The sequence below is a fragment of the Rhodanobacter sp. DHG33 genome, assembly GCF_014843005.1.
In the GTDB taxonomy this organism is placed as follows: Bacteria; Pseudomonadota; Gammaproteobacteria; order Xanthomonadales; family Rhodanobacteraceae; genus Rhodanobacter_A.
Map to the genome: position 1 here is coordinate 220,571 of NZ_JACYXM010000003.1, position 18,251 is coordinate 238,821.

General features: G+C 66.9%; 11 protein-coding genes. 5 read left to right on the forward strand and 6 right to left on the reverse strand.

The annotated features are described in order from the left end of the window. Positions 1-113 precede the first annotated feature (113 nt). Both IHE46_RS07280 and IHE46_RS07285 read right to left on the reverse strand, forming a co-directional pair. The gene (locus IHE46_RS07280; protein ID WP_192163968.1) at positions 114-857 is read right to left on the reverse strand and encodes a pyridoxine 5'-phosphate synthase; all 744 of its coding nucleotides are present in this window, start codon (positions 855-857) and stop codon (positions 114-116) included. Positions 858-900: 43 nt separating this feature from the next. Further along, complete coding sequence (locus IHE46_RS07285) at positions 901-1,581, reverse strand: 4'-phosphopantetheinyl transferase superfamily protein (RefSeq protein WP_225562868.1); 681 nt, start codon at positions 1,579-1,581, stop codon at positions 901-903. Positions 1,582-1,616: 35 nt separating this feature from the next. Here IHE46_RS07285 and IHE46_RS07290 point away from each other — a divergent pair, with 35 nt between their 5' ends. Beyond that, positions 1,617-5,093 (forward strand): NahK/ErcS family hybrid sensor histidine kinase/response regulator, encoded by a 3,477-nt coding sequence (locus IHE46_RS07290; protein WP_192163969.1) that lies wholly within the window; start codon positions 1,617-1,619, stop codon positions 5,091-5,093. Positions 5,094-5,237: 144 nt separating this feature from the next. On the opposite strand, the gene IHE46_RS07295 is transcribed toward IHE46_RS07290, so the two are convergent. The 3 genes from IHE46_RS07295 to acs all read right to left on the reverse strand — a co-directional run bounded on the left by IHE46_RS07295 (position 5,238) and on the right by acs (position 11,514). Further along, positions 5,238-8,603, reverse strand: a complete 3,366-nt coding sequence (locus tag IHE46_RS07295) for an autotransporter domain-containing protein (RefSeq protein ID WP_192163970.1) — start codon at positions 8,601-8,603, stop codon at positions 5,238-5,240. A 232-nt stretch (positions 8,604-8,835) separates the two neighbouring features. After that, positions 8,836-9,513, reverse strand: a complete 678-nt coding sequence (locus tag IHE46_RS07300) for a response regulator transcription factor (RefSeq protein ID WP_192163971.1) — start codon at positions 9,511-9,513, stop codon at positions 8,836-8,838. 60 nt (positions 9,514-9,573) lie between these two features. Next, on the reverse strand, positions 9,574-11,514 hold the full coding sequence (gene acs, locus IHE46_RS07305) for an acetate--CoA ligase (protein ID WP_192163972.1): 1,941 nt from the start codon (positions 11,512-11,514) through the stop codon (positions 9,574-9,576). A gap of 166 nt (positions 11,515-11,680) precedes the next feature. Between acs and IHE46_RS07310 the strand changes: the two genes are divergently transcribed. From IHE46_RS07310 to IHE46_RS07325, 4 genes are all read left to right on the forward strand, one after another. Further along, positions 11,681-13,111, forward strand: coding sequence for a hypothetical protein (locus IHE46_RS07310; protein ID WP_192163973.1), 1,431 nt, complete (start codon positions 11,681-11,683; stop codon positions 13,109-13,111). 153 nt (positions 13,112-13,264) lie between these two features. Continuing rightward, positions 13,265-13,828 (forward strand): acetate uptake transporter, encoded by a 564-nt coding sequence (locus tag IHE46_RS07315; RefSeq protein ID WP_192163974.1) that lies wholly within the window; start codon positions 13,265-13,267, stop codon positions 13,826-13,828. A gap of 54 nt (positions 13,829-13,882) precedes the next feature. Then, the gene (locus tag IHE46_RS07320; RefSeq protein WP_192163975.1) at positions 13,883-14,983 is read left to right on the forward strand and encodes a PA0069 family radical SAM protein; all 1,101 of its coding nucleotides are present in this window, start codon (positions 13,883-13,885) and stop codon (positions 14,981-14,983) included. Continuing rightward, the gene (locus tag IHE46_RS07325) at positions 14,916-16,151 is read left to right on the forward strand and encodes a hypothetical protein (RefSeq protein ID WP_225562869.1); all 1,236 of its coding nucleotides are present in this window, start codon (positions 14,916-14,918) and stop codon (positions 16,149-16,151) included. Before IHE46_RS07320 ends, IHE46_RS07325 begins: the two co-directional genes overlap by 68 nt. 54 nt (positions 16,152-16,205) lie before the next feature. Here the strand turns inward: IHE46_RS07325 and IHE46_RS07330 are convergent, their stop codons facing one another. Continuing rightward, positions 16,206-18,116 (reverse strand): potassium transporter Kup, encoded by a 1,911-nt coding sequence (locus IHE46_RS07330; protein ID WP_192163977.1) that lies wholly within the window; start codon positions 18,114-18,116, stop codon positions 16,206-16,208. Between the last annotated feature and the right edge of the window lie 135 nt (positions 18,117-18,251).

Sequence of the window (18,251 nt, forward strand, 5' to 3'; positions counted from 1 at the left end):
GCATTCGGGCGTCCGTATGCCGTTCGCGACGGCGTTCTTGGGAACGCGCTCTATGCGCGTTGGCTTCGGCGTGGATCAGCGTGCACAGTGATGCGTGCGAAGGATGCGCACTACTAGCGCAGGATCTGCAGGTAGTTCCGCACCGTCGTCGCCAACCCTTCGTACAGCGCCTCGCCGATCAGCGCATGGCCGATCGACACTTCGGCCAATCCCGGAATGGCCGCCTTGAACGTGCCCAGATTCGCCTGGCTGAGATCGTGGCCCGCGTTCACGGCGAGACCGGCTTGCTGCGCCAGCCGCGCGGTAGTGGAACAGCCTGCCAGCACGGCATCGGGTTCGCCCTCGGCGAAGGCTTCGGCGTAAGGGCCCGTGTAGATCTCGACGCGCTGCACGCCGATGGCTTTCGCCGCGGCAAAGTCCTGCGGGCCGGCGTCCACGAACAGGCTGACGCGGCATCCGATGGCGTTGAGTTCGTCCACGAGCGGATGCAGGCGATCGAGATCGCGTGCAAGGTCGAAGCCATGGTCGGAGGTAATCTGCCCGTCGCTGTCGGGAACCAGAGTCACCTGGGTCGGGCGTACTTCGCGTGCGAGTTCGATCAAGCCGGGATATTCGCCGCGCGGCGCGGCGAACGGATTGCCTTCGATGTTGTATTCCACCCGGCCACGCAACATCGCAGCCAGTGCGCGCACGTCGTCCGGCCGCACGTGGCGCATGTCCGGCCGCGGGTGCACGGTGATGCCGCCGCAACCGTTCTCGATGCAGGTCTGCGCCGCATGGCAGATGTCGGGCTCGGTGCCGCCGCGCGAATTGCGCAGGACGGCGATCTTGTTGAGGTTGACGCTGAGCAGGGTCACGGCGGCGATCCGTCACGAGGGGAAGAATGCAACACTGCCGCGATCACGCGTCGTCGGCAAGCGCGAACAGGCGAATCCGGCGGGGGGCGCCGCGCCAAGCAAGCCTGGCGAATGCATCTTTTCCGCTGTCGACCCGGTGCAATTGCCAGGCAGCGGGATCGTCGCCATCGAGCCGGTGCAGCACGAGCCCGTCCGGGCCGCGCTGGAACGACAGCCTGTCCAAACCGAATGCGATGCCGCGACCCAATGCCTTCAGTACGGCTTCGCGTGCGGTCCACAGATCGAGAAAGGCCTCGTCCCGCTCGTCCTCGTCCAGTGTCTCCAGCCACGCGGCTTCTGCTGCGGTGAAGAAGCGCTGCGCGATCTTCAGTGCGTTGGCGCGCGGGCGAAGCCGTTCCAGATCGATGCCTGGCGACAAGCCCCGGGCCAGCGCCACCAAGGCCTGTTCGCCGCAATGCGACCAGTTGAAGTCGAACACGCCGCCGTGGATGGCATCCAGCGCAGGGCGCCCATGTTCGCCTTCCACCAGCCGAACCGCTGCAGGGGCTGCGTCGAGATAGCGGGCGAGCAGGGCCAGCAGCGGTTCGCGGCCCGTTCCCTTGGGGCGTTGCAGGCGCCAGACATGAATCTCGTCAGCCTGCAGAGGCTCTGGTACTTTCGCGGGCGGGAATCCGTCAATGGCTCGCATAGGTGCATGTTGACGGACAGGTACCGCCGCTAACAAGCGGTAGGTTCGCGATAACGAAGACGGGAGGGCACGTGATCGCCGGCTCGCTGCTGCTCGTCGCGTTGCTTTACGTGGGCCTGCTGTTCGGCGTGGCCTGGATGGGCGATCGTCGACCGCTCTATCCGCGCCAGCCGAGATTGCGGCCTTATGTGTATGCGCTGGCGATGGCCACGTACTGCACCTCGTGGACGTTCTATGGCGCAGTGGGTACGGCGGCGCGGTCCGGCCTGGCCTACCTGCCGATCTATCTTGGGCCGATCCTGCTGTTCCTCGCCGGCTATGGTTTGATGCAGCGGCTGGTCCGCGTGGCCACCCAGCGCAACATCACCTCCATCGCCGACTTCATCGGCGCGCGCTTCGGCAAGTCGCACGGGCTGGCGGCCCTGGTGGCGGTGATCGCGGTGGTGGCCGTGGTGCCGTATCTGGCGTTGCAGCTGAAAGCGGTGGCGATGTCCTACGCGATGCTGGGCGGCACGCAGGTCGCGATGACGCCGATGGGCGACACTGCGTTGTGGTGCGCACTGCTGCTGGCGCTGTTCGCGATACTGTTCGGCACGCGCAGCATCGACGCCAGCGAGCACCATCACGGCCTGATGCTGGCGATCGCGCTGGAGTCGCTCATCAAGCTGCTGGCATTTGCCGCGCTGGCGTTCTATGCGTACTGGCACGCTCCCGACCTGAAGGCCATGTTCGCCCTGCCGCAGCAACATGCGGACCAAATAGTGCAGCCCACCTTCGTCACGCAGACGCTGCTGGCGTTTTGCGCGATGTTCTGCCTGCCGCGGCAATTCCAGATCGGCGTGGTGGAATGCGAGGATCCCGACGATCTCGGCTGCGCACGCTGGCTGATCCCCGGCTACATGGCGGTGGTCAGCGTGGCGGTGTTGCCGATGGTGGCTGCCGGTGCGCTGCTGCCGCAGGTCCGCGACGGCGCGCCCGATGCGTGGGTGCTGAACTTGCCGTTGGCTTACGGCAACCACGGCATGGCCTTGCTGGCCTATCTCGGCGGGTTCTCGGCCAGCACCGGCATGGTGATCGTGGCTACGGTGGCCTTGTCCACGATGATCAGCAACGATCTGGCGATGCCGCTACTGCTGCGCATCCGACGGTTACGGCTGGAGCAGCGCAGCGACGTGTCCACCCTGCTGTTGCGCGTGCGTCGCTGCGCGATCCTGGCGCTGGCGCTGATGGCCTATGCCTATTACCGGCTCGCAGCGGACGAGGAGGATCTCGCAGCCACGGGCCTGCTATCGCTGGCTGCCGTGGCGCAGTTCGCGCCGGCGATCCTGGCGGCGCTGTACTGGCGCAGCGCCAGCCGGCGTGGCGTGATCATCGGTCTGCTTGCCGGATTCGCGATATGGATCTACACCCTGCTGCTGCCGGAGATGAGCCACGCGCCATGGCTGCAGCATGGGCCGTTCGGCATCGAGTGGCTGCGGCCGCAGGCGTTGTTCGGCGTGCAGGGTTGGGATCCGGTGGTGCACAGCGCGTTCTGGTCGCTGCTGTTGAACGCAGGTTGCCTGGTATTCGTTTCGTTGCGCTGGCGGTCCAGCCTGGAAGAACGGCTGCATGCGTCGATGTTCATCGATCCACGTACCACCAGCCAGGCCGGCACCGGCGATTGGCGCGGCCGGGTGCGGGTCGCCGACCTGCGCACCATCGCCGAACGCATCGTCGGCGTGCGCAGCACGCAACGCGCCTTCGAGGACTACGCGCAGCGCCGCGGCAAGCCGTTCCTGGCAGGCGAGGCAGCCGACCGCGCGCTGATCCAGCACACCGAGCGTCTGCTCGCCGGCGCCGTGGGCGCGGCCAGTGCGCGGCGCATCCTGATGGGCATGCTTTCCGGCTCGGGCCTGGACATTGCCGAAGCGATGGCCCTGATGGACGAAGCCTCGCAGGAGCTGCGCTTCAACCGCGAGCTGCTTTCCTCGACCCTGGAAAACATCACGCAGGGCATCAGCGTGGTCGACGCCGACATGCGCGTAGTGGCGTGGAACCGGCGCTACATCGAGCTGTTCGATTACCCCGGCGGCATGGTCTACGTGGGCGTGCCGGTGGCCGACCTGATCCGCTGGAATGCCGAGCACGGCGAGTGCGGTCCCGGCGAAGTGGATGCGCACGTGGCCAAGCGCCTCGCCCACCTGCGCGTCGGCACGCCGCATGTGTTCCAGCGCGTGCGCGCCGACGGCAGCACCATCGAGATGCGCGGCAGTGCGCTGCCCGGCGGCGGCTACGTCACCACCTATACCGACGTCACCGCGTATAAGCGTGTCGAACGGGCGTTGATCGAGGCGAACGAAACGCTGGAACAGCGCGTGGATCAGCGCACCGTCGAGTTGAGCGAGGCGCTGGCCGCCACCGCGCAAGCGCAACGCACCGCCGAAGCCGCCAACGCATCGAAAACGCGCTTCCTCGCAGCGGCGAGCCACGACTTGCTGCAACCCCTCAACGCCGCGCGCCTGTTCACCTCCGCCTTGCGTCAGCAGCCTGGGTTGGATGCGGAGGCGCTGCAGCTCGCCGAGCGCATCGACGCCTCTTTCCGCGCCGCCGAGAACCTGCTCGACGCGTTGCTGGATACGTCACGCCTGGACACGGGCACGTATCGGCCGGAAATCGCCGATTTCGCGCTGGCCGACCTGTTCGACTCGCTGCAAAGCCAGTTCGCTGCGCTGGCCGAACAGCGCGGCCTGCGTCTGCGCGTTGCACCCACCCGGCTCGCCGTGCGCAGCGATCCGCAGCTGCTGCGTCGCGTGCTGCAGAATTTCCTTTCCAATGCGCTGCGCTACGTGCGCGAAGGCGGCGTGCTGCTGGGCGCGCGTCGCGTCGGCGGGGAAGTGCGCATCGAAGTATGGGACACCGGTCCGGGCATTCCCGTCGAGCAGCGCGCGCGCATCTTCGGCGAGTTCCAGCGGCTGGAGCAACCATCGCCATGGGACGAGAAGGGCTTGGGCCTGGGCCTGTCGATCTGCGACCGCATCGCCGCCATCCTCGACCATCGGCTCGACCTGCACTCGCGCCCCGGCCACGGCAGCTGCTTCGCGATCGTCGTGCCGCGCGTCGCCGCCGCACCCAGCCGCCGGCAAGGCGTGCACCGCGCCAGCGGGGGAAGCAACGAACAGTTGCCGCTCACCGTGCTTTGCCTCGACGACGATCCCGCCATCCTCGACGGCATGCGGCTGTTGCTGGGTCGTTGGGGCGTGGATTGCCGCATCGCGCGCGACGTCGCCGCCGCCGCCGCCGAACTGCAACGCGGCCCGGTGGATCTCATCCTCGCCGATTATCATCTCGCCGCCGGCAGCGATGGCCTGCAAGCTCTGCAGCAATTGCATGCGGCCCGCGGCACGCTTCCTCCTGCCGCCCTCATCACCGCCGACGGCAGCAGCGAACTCAAGCATCGCGTGCGCGAGCTGGGCTATCCGGTGTTGCACAAGCCGGTGAAGCCGGCGGCGCTGCGGGCTTTGCTGACGGCGCTGGTCAGGAAACAGGGTGAAGGAAGCAGGAGCGCTTGAGGGTTCTGGCAGGGGCCTTCGCCGAAGGCTTTGCTTCGTGATGAGTGCGACTGCGGACACCGAAGCACGATGCCGTCGGATGGCGCCTCGCGATGTCTAGACGAGACGCCCCGGCGCACGTTTCGTGCGCCGGGGCGGTGTTGCTCAGAAACGCCAGTTGAAGCTGCCGCGGAAACCGCTGTCCACCGCCTGGTGGGCGAATTGGCCCTGCCAGGACAGATCGAACGCGGCGTCCTTCGCCACTTGCACGGTGAGGCCGGCGTCGCTGGCCAACGCGTTGCGTGCAATCGGCAGGCCGTCCACCACGAACGGCGCACCATCGGCGAAAGCCACCGAGGTCGTCGTGTCGGTACGGCCCCATGCACGGCGCCAACCCAGCATGGCATGCAGGCTCAGGCGCTGGTTGTCGTGGAACGGGAGGCTGGAAGCCAGGCGCGCACCCAGCGTGCTGTAGCCGAGGGTATGGCTTTCGCTGTTGCCGGTCAGGTCTGCCGCACCGCCGTGCTCCTGGAAGGCGTCCGTGTGCAGACGCACCCATGCGGCCTGCGCGAAGGGTTCCAGCGTCGCGCGCTTGAACGTGAAGCGATAGGCGGCTTCGCCGAAAACCTGGGCCGTGTCGGCGTCGTAGCTGCCCAGCTCGTGCCCGGCCAGTCCTGGCACGGTGACGAAGCGCGTGCTGTCCAGCGAGTGCCAGCCGTACGCGGCTCCTGCACGCAGGCCCAGATTGCCGAGCTGGGTGCCGATGTAGGCGCTGAGATCGACATCGTGGCTGGAGAGCGAGGAGGCGCGCGCCGCCGTGTTCACCGAGGTCTGCGTGTAGCCGGCGGAAAGACCCAGGCGCGTGTTGTCGCCCAGCGCATGATCCGCGCCGAGCAGCAGGCCACCGCTGGTCTGCTTGGTCGAGGCGGCGTTGCCGTTGCTGTCCTGCTGCCCCCACTCGCCCACGAATTGACCCCACCAGGCCAGACCGCCCGCACCGTCTTGCACGCTCGGACCACCAGCATCGGCGGACCCGTCCTCGCCTGCCTGACGCAGGCGGTCGATGACGGCATCGCGCACATAGCGGCTGTCTTCCAGCAGCACGCCTTGCGTGGTGGCGTGGATTTCACCGGAGAGCTGGTCGGCCGCGGCGCGCAGTGCTGCATCGCTGGGCAGGTTGGCGAGCACGGTGTACACCGCGCTGGCAGGCGTGGCGACGTAGGCCGCAGGGCGGATGGCGAAGCTTTCGGACTGGCCCGCGCCAGAGGCCTGTGGTGCAAGACTCTGTACGCCGCCCAGCGTGGCGCCTTCGTTTTGCGTGCCGCTGATGGCAGTCAGCGGACGAGTCTGTGCCACGGTCAGGTAGACGTGGTTGGCGTCGTAGCTGGGTGCAAGACCGAGCACGGCACTCAGCATGGTGTCGCCGACCAGCTGGTACTGGCCGCTGAGACCCTTGCCCGCGTCGAGCACGGTGTAGCGTGCGCCGGTCTGGTACAGGCCGCCGGAAGATGCCGAAAGGCCGAGGCTCGCGCCGTTGGCCAGCGTCGCACTGCCGCCCACCGCAAGCAGGCTGGACACGCCAGGCTGCGCCGGATCGAGCTGCACCAGATACGCCGAGCCGGCAGCTTGCGTGTAGTTGCCGCTCACGGTCAGCGTCCGGTACTGCCCAGGCCCGTTGCCCGCAGCCACGACGCCGGTGCTTGCCAGGCTGCCGCCGATTTCGCCGTGGCCGAGCAGCAGGCCGCCGTTGACCACATTGCCGAGGATCTTGCCGTTGTCGGTGAGCGTGCCAAGGTTGGCCACGCCGCTGGCCAGCGAGCCTTCCACGTCCAGCGCGGCAGCTGCCCCGATGCCGGTGGCACCCGTGAAGGTGTTGCTGCCGGTGAGGGTTTCGTGGCCGCCGGACACGAGCAACCGGCCACCGGTACCGCCACCGATGCCACCATCCGCGATCTGGCCGCCGAAGCTGCCGCTCGCATGGGTGAGGTCCAGCGTGGCGTCGCCCAGGAGCACGTGACCGGTCCCGGAGAGCGACTGCACCATGGTGGTCTGCCAGGTGCGCGAGATGTCGAAAACGCCATTCACGTTCACGCTGGACGAAGCCGCGATGCTGCCCGGTCCAGCCAGCGCCAACCAGCCGGCGTTGGCAACGACAGTGGCGCCGGTATAGGTGTTGGTGCCGCTGAGATCGGCGATGCCGCCTGGGGCGACCTGCAACGCGCCGCGGCCGGAAATCGTGCCCGCCAGGCCCAGCGGGCCCATGCCCGGCGTCACTGTGAAGCCGGTCGTGATATTGGCGGTGGAAATGTAGAACGGCGTGTACGCGGTGGCCTGGTTCGCCAGGTCGTACATCACCGCGTTGTGCATGAAGAACGACAGGCCGTAGATCATCGCGTCCGGGAAGCCGCCGTACGGACCCACCGAGACCACATTGCTGTAATCGCCCTGGCTGTCGTTGCCGCTGGTCACCGAAGTCGGCAGGCCGGAGATGGCCAGCCCATTCGCGGTAACGGCCAGGCCGGTGGCCGTGAGGGTGATGCCGGGCACCAGGTCGCCGTTCTGGTTGATGTTGCCGGCCGCCTGTTCGGCGCTGGCGATGCCGAGGTCGCCGTTGTCGATCAGCACGATGTTCGGCGTGCCGGTGTCGAACAGCGTCATCATCGGCGCGCTGGCATGCACGCCGCCGCCGGTGAGCGTGTACAGGAAGGCGGTGTCGAACTGGTACGCCGAGGGCGCGCCCGACAGCGGGAACGGAGTGGTCTGCCCCTGGGTGGGGAGCCACGGCACCACACTGAGGAACTGCGCGCGCAGCGCCGGCGTAAGGCCCACGATCAGGCAGGCCTGGGCGCAGGTACCGGGCGCCTTGCCGGTACCGTTGGCTTCCACGATGTAGCCGCTGCTGGTGAGCATGCCGGGCACGCCGTTGCCGAAGTCGCCCGCACCGAAGGTGCCGTAGAAGATCCCTTCCTCGGGCGGGATGCCCTTGTCGAGGTTTTGCTGCCAGGTGAGGTCCTGGTACAGCGTCACGCCATTCTGCGTGGTGATGGCCGGCCCCAGCGTATCGCCACCCGCGCTCTGCGGGGTGACCATCCAGTCGGTGGCCGCCGCCACGGGCAGGCCCTTCGACGTGGCATAGCTTGCGGCCTGGGCGCCGGTGGCGGAGTTGTAGAACTGCAGGCTGGCGACGGTGGTGGAAGCCTGCCAGTAACCGTAGGTGCCGTTGCCGTACAGATAGGCATAGGGGGCGCTCTTCGCCGCGCCAGGCTGGTTGGGAAACCATGCGGGCGAACCGTGGCCCACATCGATGTTGAAGGAGTCCGAGCCGGTGTCGAACAGGTATTCCTCCGGCGTGGCGCCGTTGACGCCGACATTGATGCCCAGGCGGTAGCCGTACTGGCCGCCGCCGTAGTTTTCCTGGATCAGGTCCAGCGGAATGGTGGTGCTGCTGGTGTTGGCGGCGAGTGCGGTGTGGAACGGTGCCAGCAGGCAGGCCACTGCCAGCGGCAAGGGCCGCAGATTCAGCTTGCTCACGTAACGTTTCTCCCCAAACGGTCTATGTGCATTGGATTTTTTGTCGCGTCCCTGCATGTCCGCCCGTTTCCGGGCGGAATGGTCCATAAGGACATAGACGTTTGAGGGCTCTCTTTTGGCAATGGCATGCCGTTGCAGACGCCCGGGCCGCGGTGGCTAGGGCGTACAGACTTTCCGTGTGCCGCACGGTGAGTGCCGATATCTACTTGGGCGCGCGCGGCACCCGCGGCTCTCAGTCGCCATCTTCGTCCATCGGCAATGGCTGCATCGCGCCGGGCTCCACGGCGAGATGGCTGGCGGCGAGGGCGACCTGCGTACGGTTGTTGACGCCCAGCTTGCGCATGATGGCGGTCATGTGCGCCTTCACCGTGGCTTCGGAGACGCTGAGCTCCCAGGCGATCTGCTTGTTGAGCAGGCCCTCGGCGATCATGGTCAGCACGCGGAACTGCTGCGGCGTGAGCGCGGCGACGCGGGCGGCGATATCGGCTTCGTCGGGCTTGAGTTCGGCGCTGCCGCCGACGAGCTGCGGCGGTACCCACACGTCGCCGTCGAGCACGGCGCGGATGGCGTGGACGATCTCTTCGCCGGCGGTGGACTTGGGAATGTAGGCGGCGGCGCCGTGGGCCAGCGCGCGTCGCGCGACCTGCGCTTCCTCGTGGCCGGAAACCACGATGATCGGCAGGCCGGGGTATTGGCCGCGGATGTGCGCCAAGGCGGAATAGCCGCGTGCGCCCGGCATGTGCAGATCGAGCAGCAGCAGGTCGGCGTCGGGGTACTGCTCGATCAGCGTGTACAGGCCATGCACGCTGTCGGCGCTGCGCACCTGCGCCTGTGGCAGGGCGGCGAGCACCGCGCGTTGCAGGGCATCGCGGAACAGCGGATGGTCGTCGGCGATCAGGATGTCGGGCATGCGGAATCCAACCTCTTCCCGGCCTCCCCCTGCGCGCAGGGGGAGGGGAGAGATGCGGTGTTACTTGATCAGGCGTTCTTCGACTAGGTTCTTCACCACGCCGGGGTCGGCCAGTGTGGAGATGTCGCCCAGCTGGTCGGGCTGGTTCTCGCCGATCTTGCGCAGGATGCGGCGCATGATCTTGCCCGAGCGGGTCTTGGGCAAACCCGGCGCCCACTGGATGTAGTCGGGCGTGGCGATCGGGCCGATCTCCTTGCGTACCCAGGCCACCAGTTCCTTCTTCAGTTCGTCGCTGCCGTTCTCGCCGGCGATCAGCGTGACGTAGGCGTAGATGCCCTGGCCCTTGATCTCGTGCGGGCAGCCGACCACGGCGGCCTCGGCCACCTTGGGGTGCGACACCAGCGCGCTTTCCACCTCGGCGGTGCCGATGCGGTGGCCGCTGACGTTGATCACGTCGTCGACGCGGCCGGTGATCCAGTAGTAGCCGTCCTCGTCGCGGCGCGCGCCGTCGCCGGTGAAGTAGTTGCCGGGGTAGGCGCTGAAATAGGTTTCGATGAAGCGCTGGTGGTCGCCGTACACGGTGCGCATCTGACCGGGCCACGAATCGGTGATCAGCAGGTTGCCCTCGCAGGCGCCCTGCTGCACTTCGCCGTTGGCGTCGACGATGGCGGGTTTCACGCCGAAGAACGGCTTGGTGGCGGAGCCGGGCTTGGTGGCGATGGCGCCGGGCAGCGGGGTGATCAGGATGCCGCCGGTTTCGGTCTGCCACCAGGTGTCCACGATCGGCAGGCGGCTGTCGCCCACCACGCGGTGGTACCACTCCCACGCTTCGGGATTGATCGGCTCGCCTACGGTGCCGAGCACGCGCAGCGAGGCGCGCGAGCACTTCTTCACCGGCGCCTCGCCTTCGCGCATCAGCGCGCGGATCGCGGTGGGCGCGGTGTAGAACAGCGATACCTTGTGCTTGTCTACCACCTGCCAGAAGCGGCTGAAGTCGGGGTAGTTGGGCACGCCGTCGAACATCACCGTGGTGGCGCCGTTGGCCAGCGGGCCGTACACCACGTAGCTGTGGCCGGTGACCCAGCCCACGTCGGCGGTGCACCAGTACACGTCGTCGTCGCGCAGGTCGAACACGCATTCGTGGGTGTAGCTGGTGTAGACGAGGTAGCCGGCCGAGGTGTGCAGCACGCCTTTCGGCTTGCCGGTTGAACCGGAGGTGTAGAGGATGAACAGCGGGTGCTCGGCTTCCATCGGCTCGGCCGGGCAGTCGGCGCTCTGGCCGTCCATCAGGTTGTGCCAGTAGCGGTCGCGCGGCGACTGCATCGGCACCGCGCTGCCGGTGCGGCGTACCACCACCACGGTTTCCACGCTGTTGGTGCCGGGGCGTTCCAGCGAGGCGTCCACGTTCGCCTTCAGCGGGATCTTCTTGCCACCGCGCACGCCTTCGTCGGCGGTCACCACCACCTTGCACTGCGAGTCGGCGATGCGCCCGGCCAGCGAGTCGGGCGAGAAGCCGCCGAACACCACCGAGTGGACCGCGCCGATGCGCGCGCAGGCCAGCATCGCCACCGCGGCCTCGGGGATCATCGGCAGGTAGATCGCCACACGGTCGCCCTTGGCCACGCCCAGGTGCTTCAGCGTGTTGGCGAACTTGCACACTTCGGCGTGCAGCTCGCGGTAGGTGAGCTTGCGCGATTCGTTCGGGTCGTCGCCCTCGAAGATGATCGCCACCTTGTCACCGCGTTCGGCGAGGTGGCGGTCGAGGCAGTTCGCGGCCACGTTGAGCGCGCCGTCCTCGTACCAGCGGATGTGCAGGTTCTTCGGATCGTAGGAGACGTCCTTGATCTTCGTGGGTTTCTTCGCCCATGCCAGCCGCTCGCCCACCTTGGCCCAGAACGCCTCGGGATCCTTCACCGACTCGGCATACAGCCGTTCGTAATCGTCCTCGCGGATGCGTGCCTCGGCGGCGAACGCGGGATCGACGGGATGGATCGTGGACATGCGGCTCTCCTGGAAGGCAAGTGGGCGTATGGCGAGGCTGAACTTCGAGTGTAACTGTGCCGAAGGGTCGCGCTCATCGACTTTGGTCGAGGCGCGACCATCGGCGAATAGTCATGCATGCGATGGCGTGAGCATGCTCGCCCCAGGTCATCCCGGGGAAGCCCTTATGAGCCCGACATCCGTTCGCCGTCGCCGTGCGCCGTTGGCGCTGGGTGTTGCCGTCGCACTGGCGCTGCCGTGGGCGGCGCAGGCGCAGACCACCGACACCGGTGCGGCCTCCGCGCGCGAGCAGCAGTTGGAGCAGCGGGTCGATCAGCTGCAACAGGAAGTGGAACAGCTGAAGTCGATGATCCAGGCGCAGCAGCAGGCCGCGGCCCAGCCCGCACCGGCCGCGCCGGCCATCGCGACGCAGGCGGTCGCCGCCGCGCCCGCCACCAGCACGGGCAAACCGGTGTTCACCACCGCCCCCGGCCTGTCGGTGGCCTTGCATGGCTTCATCGACGTCAGCGCTTTCGACCAGAGCAAGAGTTTCACCTACGGCAACGGCCAGAACGCGGAGTATCCGGTGGCCGGTTCGAACGGCTCGCTCAGCGGTATGGACGTGCGCAACACGCGCTTCTGGCTCGACTTCAGCGGCGCCCAGCTCGCCGGCGACTGGATCGGCGGCGGTCGCATCGAGATGGATTTCTTCGGCGGCTACAACGGCACCGGCGCCTATGCGCAGCAGCAGCCGATTCCGCGCCTGCGCCAGGCCTACATGGATCTGGTCAATCCGGACACCGGCACCACGGTGCGCATCGGCCAGCAATGGGATCTGCTGTTCCCGCTCGACAGCGTGACCACCTCGCTGTCGCACATCGCATTCCCGCTGGGCTTCGGCACCGGCATGATTGGCTGGCGCTATCCCGGCGTGGTGTGGATGCAGGATCTCAACCACGGCAGCGGCGGTATCCAGTGGCGCCTGGACCTAGGCGCGTTCGAGGGCTCGTGGAACGGTCCCGATGGCGCGGTCAACAATACCAACTACCTCACGGCCGGCAACGCCGGTTTCCGCCCGCAGGTGGAGGCGCGCCTGCACGTGCAGGGCGTGGACTGGTTGGGCTACGCGGTGGCGCACTACAGCACGGTGGACCTGCGCGGCGTGAGCGGCACGGTGGCGACGCCGGTGCAGTCCAGCGTGAAGAGCGTGGGCTACGAAGTGGGCGGCCAGTGGAAGCCAGGCCCGTGGGTGTTCCGCGCCAATGCCTATACCGGCAAGGGGCTTGGCCAGGTGTTCGGCGACCTTTCGCAATTCGGCGACATCAAGGACACCGGCGGTTACGTGCAGGCCGGCTACAACTTCACGAAAAACTGGAACCTCAGCGCGATCTACGCCACCAGCAAACCCAACAAGGACGACGTGATCCGCTGGATGGGCAACGGCGCCACCGGGCTGCTGCGCAGCCGCCAGACCGGCATGAACCTGACTTACGCGGCGGGCAGCTACGAGCTCGGCATCGAATGGCTGTATGGCTGGCTCGACAGCACCACCAACGGCATCGACACCAAGACCACCAGCGGCAACCAGCTCAGTTTGAGCGCGCTGTACCACTTCTGAGTCTCGTGACGACGGCGAGATGCGCTCAGCGCCATCGCTAGACCGATCCGCACGCGGGCACGCCCGCTTGATCCACGCACCGTAGCGCGGCGCGTGATGGCCCGCCGCACACTGCATAAGGCCATCGCCATTCGTCCACCGGAGAGTTGCACGATGAGCGACGCAAGCACGCAAACGAAATTTTCCAACCCAGCGCCACTGGGCCTGGCCGGCTTCGCGCTGACCACCTGGCTGCTCAGCATGATCAACGCCGGCTGGTTCAGTGCCGACGGCATGGGTTTGGTGCTGGCCTGCGCACTGGCCTATGGCGGCACCGCACAAGCCATCGCCGGGGTGATGGAGCTGCCGCGCGGCAACACCTTCGGCGCCACCGCCTTCCTCAGCTACGGCGCGTTCTGGTGGTCGTTCGCGTTGTTCGTGCTGTTCCTGCACGACAAGGTGCCTGCCGCCTTCGTGGGCTGGTATCTATGCCTGTGGGGCGTGTTCACTTTCTACATGTGGCTGGGCACGTTCCGCGCGCCGCGTGCGCTGCAGCTGATCTTCCTCGCGCTGTGGATCACCTTTTTCCTGCTCGCCGCGGGCGAATGGACCGGCATGGCGGGGCTGCACCAGACGGGTGGCTACATGGGCCTGCTCACCGCCATCTTCGCGTTCTACCTGTCCGCCGCCGAGATCGTCAACGACAGCCAGCAGCGCACCGTATTGCCGATCGGTTGATGTCCTGGTGCAGGTGTCGCGCGCGGTGAGATGCGCGCACGGCACACTGTACGGATGAGCGATTCCTTTCTTCCGTTGCAGGCGATCAAGGGCCGCGGTGCCGCTTCCAATCCGGAAGGGCGCTTCGAAACCATCCGCCACCACGCCGAGGACGACGGCTGGCAAAGCGCGTTGCTGGACGAAGCCGCGCCGCGCCCGCTGACCTGCGTCACCAAGGAGCGCGCACGCAGCGTCATCACCCGCAACGATTCGCCGGACATCGCCTTCGACCAGGCGTTGAATCCGTTTCGTGGATGCGAGCACGGCTGCGTCTACTGCTTTGCGCGCCCCTCGCATAGCTATCTCAATCTTTCGCCAGGCCTCGATTTCGAGACGAAGCTGCGCGCCAAGAGCAATCTTGCCGAAGTGCTTCGCGCCGAACTGGCGAAACCAAGCTACGTGCCCAAGCCGATCAACATCGGCAGCAACACCGATCCGTACCAGCCGATCGAGAAGAAGTGGCGGCTCACCCGCGCCGCGCTGGAAGTGCTGGCCGAGAGCCATCATCCATGCACGATCGTCACTAAGAACGCGCTGGTCGAGCGCGACCTCGACCTGCTCGCCGCGATGGCGCGCGAAAAACTGGTGCAGGTGTTCGTCTCGGTGAATTCGCTCGACAACCACCTCGCCGCGAAGCTCGAGCCGCGCGCCAGTGCGCCGCACCGACGCCTCAAGGCGATCGCCGCGCTGGCCGAAGCGGGCGTGCCAGTCGGCGTGCTTGTCGCGCCCATCATTCCCGCGCTCAACGACAAATACATGGAGGCCGTGCTAGAGCAGGCGCACGAAGGCGGCGCGCGCTGCGCCGGCTACACCGTGCTGCGCCTGCCGTGGGAACTGAAGCAGCTGTTCCGCGAATGGCTGGCGTTGCACGCGCCGGATCGCGCGGCGCACGTGATGAGCCTGGTGCAGCAGATGAACGGTGGCCGCGACTACGACAGCGACTTTCGCACCCGAATGCGCGGCCAAGGCGTGTTCGCCGAATTGTTGCGCAGGCGCTTCGAAATCGCCTGCCGCCGATACGGCTTCGGCCGCGCCCGCGAGTTGCAACTTGACACCACGCACTTTGTACCGCCGCGGAAACTTTCACCGCAAGGGCCGCAAGGCACATTGTTCTGAACGAAATATCCGTCTGAGAATCGTGCGTGAGGCCTCATCCTTGCTCGGGAGTGGGAACATGCTGCGTCATTGGCTCGGCAAGTCGCTGTCGAAGTTGCTAGTGGGTGTTTGTGCCGCGTTGGCCTGCTTGCCGATGACCGGCACGGCACGCGCGCGGCAAGACACTCCGGAGCCTGCCGTCGCATCGGGTGCGAGTTGCGCGAACCCGGCGGCTTTGTTTGGCTTCCACAGCGGGTTCTGGGTCAACCTGCACCACTTCCTGTATGCCGGGGCCGTCGCGGAGGCCAGCCGGAACGGCCCGCATCCGAGCCGGCTGGAGGCTGAAGATACGGCACCACTGCAGCATCTCGACACCGCTGAAGGCAGCGCATGGAATGCCGCCATCGCCTACTACGAACGTTCGGTGGTGTCGCGCGATCTGCTGTTCGATCAGGGCATGGGGGAGATCAAGAATCAGCTGGAAGACGCCGGGGACTCCACAGACCTGGCGCATACGGATATCCCGGCTGCACTGAAGGCAGTGTTGCTGCGCGCGGCGCCGATCTATCGCAAGTATTGGTGGACGGCGCAGGACGCGCGCAACCATCGTTGGATTGCCGCCGTGCAACCCCTGGTGGCGGCGCATGGCACGGCGATGTGCGAGGCGCTGGCGAACATCTACGAGCAAGCGTGGCCGGCGCAACCTGTGCGGGTCGACGTAGTGGGCTACGCCAACTGGGCCGGCGCCTACACCACGCTCGACCCGGTGCGCACCACGGTCTCTTCCGCCCTGGCGTCCTACCAAGGGCAGGCCGCGCTCGAGATGATCTTCCACGAGGCCTCGCACGGCATGGTCGACAAACTGACCGCAGCGATGGCCGATGCTGAAAAAGCACTGGACAATCGTCGCCCCGGCGCCAGTTCGCTGGTGTCGAAGACGCTGTGGCATGCCGTGCTGTTCTATACCGCGGGTCAGCTGGCGGCGCGGCAGATGCCGGGCTACGTTCCCTATGCCGAGAAGAACGGCCTGTGGCAGCGTGCGTGGCCGGCGCCTGACCGCGAGCTGATCGCACGGGATTGGCTACCACGCATCGAAGGCAAGGTCGGGCTGCAGCAAGCCGCGACAACGCTGGTCGACGATGTGGCGGCACACGCGAAGCCGTCGCCCGGCCCCGCCGCTGCGGGCTAGCGCGCAAATCATCTTTGCTGTTTGCGGTCGCCGAAGGGGTGTCCGACTCGTGGCTCACAGGTCGATGCGCGCCCCGATCTCGATCAGTCGCCGTGAGGGTATGCCGTAATAGGTGGTGGCGGGCGTTGCGTTGCGTGCCATCCAGGCGAACAGGCGCGCACGCCAGCGCGCGATGCGGTAAGGCTGCTTGTCCTCGGCGTTGACCTTGTCGTGGCCGAGGAACCAGACGACCTCGTCCGCTTCCAGCGTGGAATCGAGCTCTAGCTGGCGCAGCCGGGCCGGCACGTCGATGTGCTCGGCGAACCCGAAGCGCAATGTCACGCGCCAGAAGCCATGCTCCAGTTTCTCCACGTCACTGCGCTCCCCGCCGTCGGCGCGCGGCTGGTCCAGGCCGTCCACCGTGAGCACCACGTTGCGTTCGTGCAGCACGTGGTTGTGCTCCACATTGTGGAGCAGCGCCTGCGGCACCCATGCACGGTGGCCGGTGAGGAACACCGCCGTACCGGGTACTTGCAACGGCGGCTTCTCCTGCAGGTGGCCGATGAAGTCCACCAGTTTCTCGCCCTCGGCATGCAGCTGCCGGCTGACCAGGTGCCGGCCGCGGCGCCATACCGTCATCACCACCATCATCACCAGCGCCAGTACCACCGGGAACCAGCCGCCATCGGGAAGCTTCAGCAAATTGGCGCCGAAGAACGTGGCATCGACGAGCACGTAGACCAGGCCGAACGCGCCGAGCCGCAGCGGCCCCCATCGCCAGCGCATGCGCACTACCACGAGGAACAGCAGCGTGGTCAGCAGCATGGTGCCGCTCACCGCGATGCCGTAGGCGCCGGCCAGTCGGTCCGAACTGCGGAAGCCCAGCACCGCGGCCATCACCGCGACGAACAGCAGGAAGTTCACCGTGGGCAGGTAGATCTGGCCTTCCATGTCGCCGGACGTGTGCTCCACCCGCGAACGCGGCAGATAACCGAGCTGGATGCCCTGGCGCACCATCGAGAAGGTGCCGGAGATCACCGCCTGCGAGGCGATCACCGTGGCGGCGGTGGCCAGCGCGATCATCGGATACAGCAATGCATGCGGCGTCAACGAGTACAGCGGGTGCTGCGCCGCCGAGGCATCGGTCAGCAACAGGGCACCCTGTCCGGCATAGCTCAACAGCAGTGCCGGCAGGACCAGGCCGAACCACGACAGGCGGATGGGCAGGCTGCCGAAATGCCCGATGTCGGCGTACAGCGCCTCGCCGCCGGTCATCACCAGCACCACCGCGCCGAGCGAGGCGAACCCCTTGAAGCCGTTGTGCAGCATGTACGTCACCGCCCAGTGCGGATTGGCCGCCGCAAGCACTTCCGGATGGCGCAGCAGGCCATGCACGCCCAGCGCGGCCACGCTCAGCAGCCACAGCGTCATCACCGGCCCGAACAGCGTGCCGACCAGCGCGCTGCCGCGCTTCTGCAGCAGGAACAGCAGCACGATGACCGCGGCACCGATCGGCAGCACCCAGCGACCGAAATCCGGCGAGACCAGCTTCAACCCCTCCACTGCCGAGAGCACGGAGATCGCAGGCGTGATCACGCTGTCGCCGAAGAACAGCGCCGCGCCAGCCAACCCCAGCATGACCACCCACCAACCGGCGCGCCGATGCCTGCGCACCGCGTTTCGTGCCAGCGCCGCCAGCGCCATCATGCCGCCTTCGCCACGGTTGTCCGCGCGCATCACGAACAGCACGTATTTGACGCTGATCACCAGCACCAGCGCCCAGAAAATCAGCGACAGCAGCCCGAGGATGTTGTCGTGCCGCGGTGCGATGCCGTCCTTGCCGAAGGCCTGCTGCATGGAATACAGCGGACTGGTGGCAATGTCGCCGAACACCACGCCGATGGCGCCCAGCAGCAGTCCGGGCAGGGCCGGCTTGTCCTTGGCGCCGCCATCGTCTTCTTCTTCTTTGGGCTTTTCTGCTTCCATGAGGCGCGAGCCGCTCTGGCGGGTAGTTCGCCGGCCACGCACGTGGTCGAAGTCAAAGGACAATGTGGCCAACGGTGTGTGCGGCACGTGATAGGCCGATGAAATCGCGGAACACGAACATGGCCGGCGATTGCC